The organism is Levilactobacillus tujiorum (genome assembly GCF_012641185.1).
Classification (GTDB): domain Bacteria; phylum Bacillota; class Bacilli; order Lactobacillales; family Lactobacillaceae; genus Levilactobacillus; species Levilactobacillus tujiorum.
Window position 1 is genome coordinate 1 of record NZ_JAAXLK010000035.1, and the last position, 5,589, is coordinate 5,589.

6 protein-coding genes are annotated in these 5,589 nt (G+C 44.5%); 4 read left to right on the forward strand and 2 right to left on the reverse strand.

The genetic code is table 11. From position 1 onward, the window contains the following. Positions 1–98 precede the first annotated feature (98 nt). Positions 99–422: a MerR family transcriptional regulator gene (locus HF569_RS11920; RefSeq protein ID WP_168902594.1), complete on the forward strand. Its 324-nt coding sequence runs from the start codon at positions 99–101 to the stop codon at positions 420–422. 31 nt (positions 423–453) lie between these two features. On the opposite strand, the gene HF569_RS11925 is transcribed toward HF569_RS11920, so the two are convergent. After that, a complete protein-coding gene (locus HF569_RS11925; RefSeq protein ID WP_168902595.1) occupies positions 454–1,200 on the reverse strand; it encodes an HAD hydrolase family protein in 747 nt (248 codons plus the stop codon). 245 nt (positions 1,201–1,445) lie between these two features. Then, on the reverse strand, positions 1,446–1,985 hold the full coding sequence (locus HF569_RS11930; RefSeq protein ID WP_168902596.1) for a TetR/AcrR family transcriptional regulator: 540 nt from the start codon (positions 1,983–1,985) through the stop codon (positions 1,446–1,448). A 91-nt stretch (positions 1,986–2,076) separates the two neighbouring features. On the opposite strand from HF569_RS11930, the gene HF569_RS11935 reads away from it, so the two are divergent. The 3 genes from HF569_RS11935 to HF569_RS11945 all read left to right on the forward strand — a co-directional run bounded on the left by HF569_RS11935 (position 2,077) and on the right by HF569_RS11945 (position 5,526). Next, entirely contained in the window at positions 2,077–3,786 is a 1,710-nt protein-coding gene (locus tag HF569_RS11935) for an MFS transporter (protein ID WP_168902597.1), read from the forward strand. A gap of 85 nt (positions 3,787–3,871) precedes the next feature. Further along, on the forward strand, positions 3,872–4,447 hold the full coding sequence (locus HF569_RS11940) for an NAD(P)H-dependent oxidoreductase (protein WP_168902598.1): 576 nt from the start codon (positions 3,872–3,874) through the stop codon (positions 4,445–4,447). A gap of 224 nt (positions 4,448–4,671) precedes the next feature. Next, positions 4,672–5,526, forward strand: a complete 855-nt coding sequence (locus HF569_RS11945) for an MFS transporter (RefSeq protein WP_232842628.1) — start codon at positions 4,672–4,674, stop codon at positions 5,524–5,526. The last annotated feature ends 63 nt before the right edge of the window (positions 5,527–5,589 follow it).

Below are 5,589 nucleotides of genomic sequence, written 5' to 3' on the forward strand. Positions count from 1 at the left end.
CCAGAGCTGAGGCTCTTTTTCTGCACTTAAAAGGTGAAAACGTAAAATTCCCATCAAGCACTTGAATCATGTGTTTGATGGGGATTTTGGAGTTTCTGGTGAATAATTCAGGAGTAGGATTTCTAAAACCCAAACGAACCTTAGGAAATCACCGCGTTTACGATGAGCATGATTTGAGGTGGGTGGACTTTCTTAAACGGCTTAAGCAGACGGGTATGCCCATCCGCGAGATTAAGCGTTACTCTGAACTCCGATCGCAGGGGAGCTCAACGATTGATGAGCGACTGAGCTTACTGAAAATCCAAGAAGAAAGATTGCAACAACGAGCCCAGCAGACTCAGAATTATTTAGATTTCATTCATCATAAGATGGCAGTTTACCAACAGATGAAAACAGCAGGATCACCGAATAATGCCCATTAAGTATGATAGGAACCAAGGTGCCTTGCGGTGACTAGCCTAATCGATGGATTACCGCCGCAACTTTATCAGGAGCCACGATCGTATGAGCAAAAGATTCAGCTTGTTCGAGTAATGCCGATTTACTATTCACCCAAAAACTAGTGGTGGCCTGCGACAGCAGCTTGACGTCATTCATATCATTACCAAAGGCGATATAATCATGAATTCCTAATAAGGCTAACGTATTAGCCTTATTAATGTTCTGTGCAGTCAGATCTAGGTTACCTTCACCGACGTGCTGCACAATTTCCAGATTTGTATGGTCATTGACCAGTCGTATAATTCTTTCCAACTGCTGCTCAGACATCCCTAAGAGAATAGCTTTAATGGCTGTTGTAATCTGTTCCAAGGGAACGTTATGGGCGAGATGATCTGGATCGAGTTGTTTTATGAGCAAATTATCTGGTGAAACGTGCGCGGCGTAATCCCAATCACCATCAACCACATAATCTAAATTATAGTGGGTGATTAAGGCTTTCAAGTAATCTCTATCTGGTGTAGCAATTGGGGTCATAACCTTGATCGTATCAGCTTGTGAGACAATAGCGCCATTCCCGCCAATTAGCAAGTTGTGCCGAAATTCAGGAACAATGGGGAGTAAATCTCTTATCGGACGAGCAGAAGCGAAGATTAGGTGATGACCGCCTTTTTCTAAGGCTTTTAGACCTTCTGTAATCTCGGCTGAGATGCTTGTGCCGTTAAAGCTTAGCGTACCGTCAACATCAAAGACATAATTCATATTAGATTCCGACTCCTCATTACGTAATTAATTAGAATGAACGTGGCCGCTTTATAAATTGCTTTATTCTTGGTAAGCGGTGAAAATAGGTTGGAGATAGTATATCATGGCCTGCAATAAAGCACACGGATTGAGGAAGCGTACATCGCTCGCCATATCAAGGGTGGCGCGGCTACGTGCGAATTTTATAAATTAAAAAATGAAGGCGACCCATACAGAACGGCCGCCTTCATTTGTCTTACACGCTAGTTTGAAGGACTTAATGCGAAGTGAGCGATCATCTGCCCCAGGTATTGGGGAGATTCAACGCAGCCATTACTAACCCAGTTAGCGGCGATATTGATCACGCCGCCCGAAAAGAACAAGAGATAGTAAGGATTCGTTATGTTGGGGCCGTGTCCGCCGATGCGGTCTTGCTTGATGAGTAGTTTAAAAACGGTTTGGAAGGTTTTGACTAAAACGTCCAGCTTATTATTTTTGATCAGCAGCAGATAAGTCTCAGTCTCCATTTTAGTGTGCTCAAAGTAATGGGTCATCAGCTCAGGGAGCGTGACCTGGTCTGTCCTAGGCAGTCGCCGTAAGTAATGCAGCATGTTTTGCGTTTGGTAGGCGGCAATAATTTGATCAAAGTTTTGATAGTGACGGTAAAAATATGTTCGTGAGACCTGGGCGCGTTGGCAGAGCTCAGTAATTGAAATCGTCGCCAGTGGCTTTGCCATCATTAACTCTAGTAAGGCACGATAGATGGTTTTTAAATTTTGCTGTTTACGCTCATGTGGATTCATCGGTTACAACATCCCCCTTTCTGTAACCCAAAGCTAGTTTATCGTGATTGATGCGCATAAACTAACGATAACACTTGAAGAGGGGGAGTTTATGATGAAAAAGACCACAGCGTTAGTTGGCACAATGGCCATTGGTATTTTTCTCTGTATTCTGGATACAACGGTGATGAATATCGCATTACCGGCAATTCAAAATGGCCTATCGACCAGCCTAGAACAATTATCTTGGGCACTTAACCTGTACACCATTCTATTTGCTACGTTGACGATTCCGCTGGGACGATTGGCGGATATTTATGGGCGCCACCGTTTCTATCTGATAGGACTCGGCTTATTCTTACTCGGATCACTTTTTTCTGGACTAGCCGGCAGTGTGGCTTGGCTGATTGTTGGGCGGGGAATTCAAAGCCTGGGGGCGGCGATTGTTTTCCCAGCAAGTATGACTATTGGGATTCAGAGCGTACCGATGGACAAGCGGACCAGCGCAATCGCCACATTGGGGGTTACGCAAGGCCTAGCAGCCGCAATGGGGCCAACCATTGGCGGTGTCGTGACGCAGTTCTTTAGCTGGCGGGGAATTTTCCTGGTTAATGTGCCATTTACCTTATTGGCATTGGGACTTTGCTGGCGGCTCTTTGACTTACACGAACGCAAGCAACAAAAGGAGCAGCTAGATGTGGGTGGGACGATTCTGTCCATGACCATGTTGTTTAGTTTGACCTTGTTCTTAGTCAAAGGGAACGACTGGGGCTGGACGAGTTACCAATGTCTGGGATTGATCTTACTGAGTGTGCTGTCACTAATTGGGTTTATTGTCGTTGAAAGTCATGTGCAACAGCCGATGGTACCCCTGGCGCTATTTAAGGATAAGCAGTTCGTGGGCTCCGCCATTGTCACGATCATGTCGGGGATCTTCCTAGTAGCGCTGCTGGTCTTGATGCCGAGCTTCTTTACCAAAGTTCAAGGTAAAGGAGAATTACTAGCTGCGTTGATGATCACCCCCGCCTCAATGATGATTTTTATCTGGTCACCGATTAGTGGTTGGCTTTTAGGTAAAGTTGGTCCGCGGTTGGTCATTTTAATGGGAAGCTTGTCGATGATTGGGGGTTACGTGGCGCTGAGTTGGATGAATCCCAATATTTACTGGCAGGTCTGTGTAGCCGCGCTCTTAGTCGGGATGGGTTACGGCGTCGTGATTGGTCCCATCACCGTGTTAGCAGCTGGTGATTTTACGGGCAATCTACTAACCGCATCTCAAAGTGTGATCGGCGTCTTCCGGCAGATTGGGACGTCCTTAGCGGTGGCGATCTTTGTATCCGCGCTGTCTGCTAACCTCGTGACGGCGAAAACCAACGTTTGGTTGTATTCGCAGAACAGGGTTGAGGCGTTACCCGTTTCTGCCAAAGTAAAAAGTGACACGCTGACACAAGTTAAGTCCCAATTAGCGACGGAACAAACGCCTAAGCACGGGCAAACGACATTTATCAGCTCAGCTAAAACCCAGAGACTGATTCGGTCAAACTATCAGCGGACATTGCGGCAACACCAACTGACGGCGGCACCGGTCACGGTCAAACGAGCAATTTACCAACGGGTCAGTCAATCCGTCACGCAACAAGTCACCCGTGATAATCAACTTCTAACAACTGAGGTGGCGGCCATTAGACATGAAACGAAGCGCCAGCTGACCCATGCCTTTATCCGACCATATCAGATGGCTATGCCATTTACGGGTGTGATGTTACCGACAGTCTTCCTGTTTAGAAAGCGGTCTGATTATCTACGTAAAGAAGAAAGCTAGAGCAGCGTTTATCACGTTGCTTCAGAGAAAATTATTGTGTAAAAAATGATAAGTAAGCAGTAGAGCTGATGGGGAGGAATTTCTAATGACGAATACTTTAATTGTGTACGCTCATCCACAAGAAACTAGTTTAAATCATGCGATATTATTGGCTGTGACGGACCGATTGACTCAGGAGGGTGTTTCTTTTGACGTCTTGGATCTATACGCAGATCAGTTTAATGGGCAATATACGACCAATGAATATAATTTGTACCGTCAAGGGAAAACATTGGATCCACTGGTTAAAAGCTACGAAGCGCGACTTCAGCATTGCGAACGACTCATTTTTATTTGCCCGGTCTGGTGGAATGATGTCCCGGCGATTGTGAAGGGGTTCGTTGATATGGTATTTAAGCGTAATTTATTTTACTTTGCGGGTAAACGGGGGATTCGGGGAAATATGTCGCAATTAAAGCGTGTACAGGTTTTAACTACATCGACCTCACCAACTTGGTACTTAAAACTATTTTGTGGTGATGCCATCCGCAAGGTGTTGTTAAATGGGACATTCAAGCAATTGGGAGTTAAGTCTCGTTCTTGGCGGAATTTTGGTGGAAGTACCATTAAAACGGCTAGTCAATGCCGCCATTATTTATTGAAAGTGCAACATGTGATTTGAGAGACTGTTCCTTCATGAGCAGTAAAATTACCGGTAAGACTGGGAACTAAGTGCCCTTTGCCTGATAATGGTTACTTTATATTTGCTGGCCTGTATACGGATAAGTCTGGTGCATTCTTGAAAGCGCTGGTCTGTCGAAATAAGGATTAAAAATTGTAGAAGCAAGGTTAGAATGCACTTTAAAACCAGATTAAGCAATTAATCTCGAATTGGGGGGGATTCTGATGAAAAGAGTACGTGGGCAGTTGGGGTTAATCGCACTTTGTCTGATTATGTTTATTGTCACGCTGGATACAACGATCACAAATATTGCACTGCCAGACATCACAAAATATTTTAACGCCAGCGTAACGAATACAAATTGGATAAGCACTATATATGTTTTAGCCATGTCTGTATTTATTATCCCAGCCGCAAAATTTGGGGATCAATTTGGTCGCAAAAAGATAATGCTGTTAGGCTTAGGTCTATTCGGGATTGGTTCGCTATTATGCGGCTTATCTGAGAACCTAATTTTCCTAATTGCCGTTAGATTCATGCAAGGCATTGGTGGCGCTATTGTGACACCAATTATGATACCGCTGTCCGTTAGCTTGTTTGGTCGGGAAAAAGCCACTGATGCAGTTGGGATAATTGGTGCTGTGACAGCTGTAGCTGCTGCGGCAGGGCCGCCAATTGGTGGTCTTGTCTTACAGTATTTTACATGGAAATATATCTTCTTTATCAACTTGCCAATCGTAATTTTGACATTTGTTCTGATCACAACTTGTTTTGATGAATCCTATGACACTACTGTTTCTAAAAAAGTCGATGGATTGGGCTTAGTGTTATTCCTAGCTGGAATTGCGCAATTAACCTACGTTTTAATTAAGGGCTATGGCATGGGGTGGACCTCCAAATGGAGTATCGGCCTAATCATTGGCTCTGCACTTTGCCTAGGCCTATTTATTCAATGGGAGCGGCATACTAAAGAGCCATTCGTGGAGTTTGGATTGTTCAGAGAAGTCACGTTTACTGCATCCAGTTTAGTCTACCTGAATTATTCACCAGAAACTCCAAAATCCCCATCAAACACATGATTCAAGTGCTTGATGGGAATTTTACGTTTTCACCTTTTAAGTGCAGAAAAAGAGCCTCAGCTC

Bases quoted from the DNA above. Each gene is read 5' to 3' on its own strand.
- HF569_RS11925 (WP_168902595.1), bottom strand. From the start codon at position 1,200: ATGAATTATGTCTTTGATGTTGACGGTACGCTAAGCTTTAACGGCACA.
- HF569_RS11935 (WP_168902597.1), top strand. From the start codon at position 2,077: ATGATGAAAAAGACCACAGCGTTAGTTGGCACAATGGCCATTGGTATT.
- HF569_RS11930 (WP_168902596.1), bottom strand. From the start codon at position 1,985: ATGAATCCACATGAGCGTAAACAGCAAAATTTAAAAACCATCTATCGT.
- HF569_RS11940 (WP_168902598.1), top strand. From the start codon at position 3,872: ATGACGAATACTTTAATTGTGTACGCTCATCCACAAGAAACTAGTTTA.
- HF569_RS11945 (WP_232842628.1), top strand. From the start codon at position 4,672: ATGAAAAGAGTACGTGGGCAGTTGGGGTTAATCGCACTTTGTCTGATT.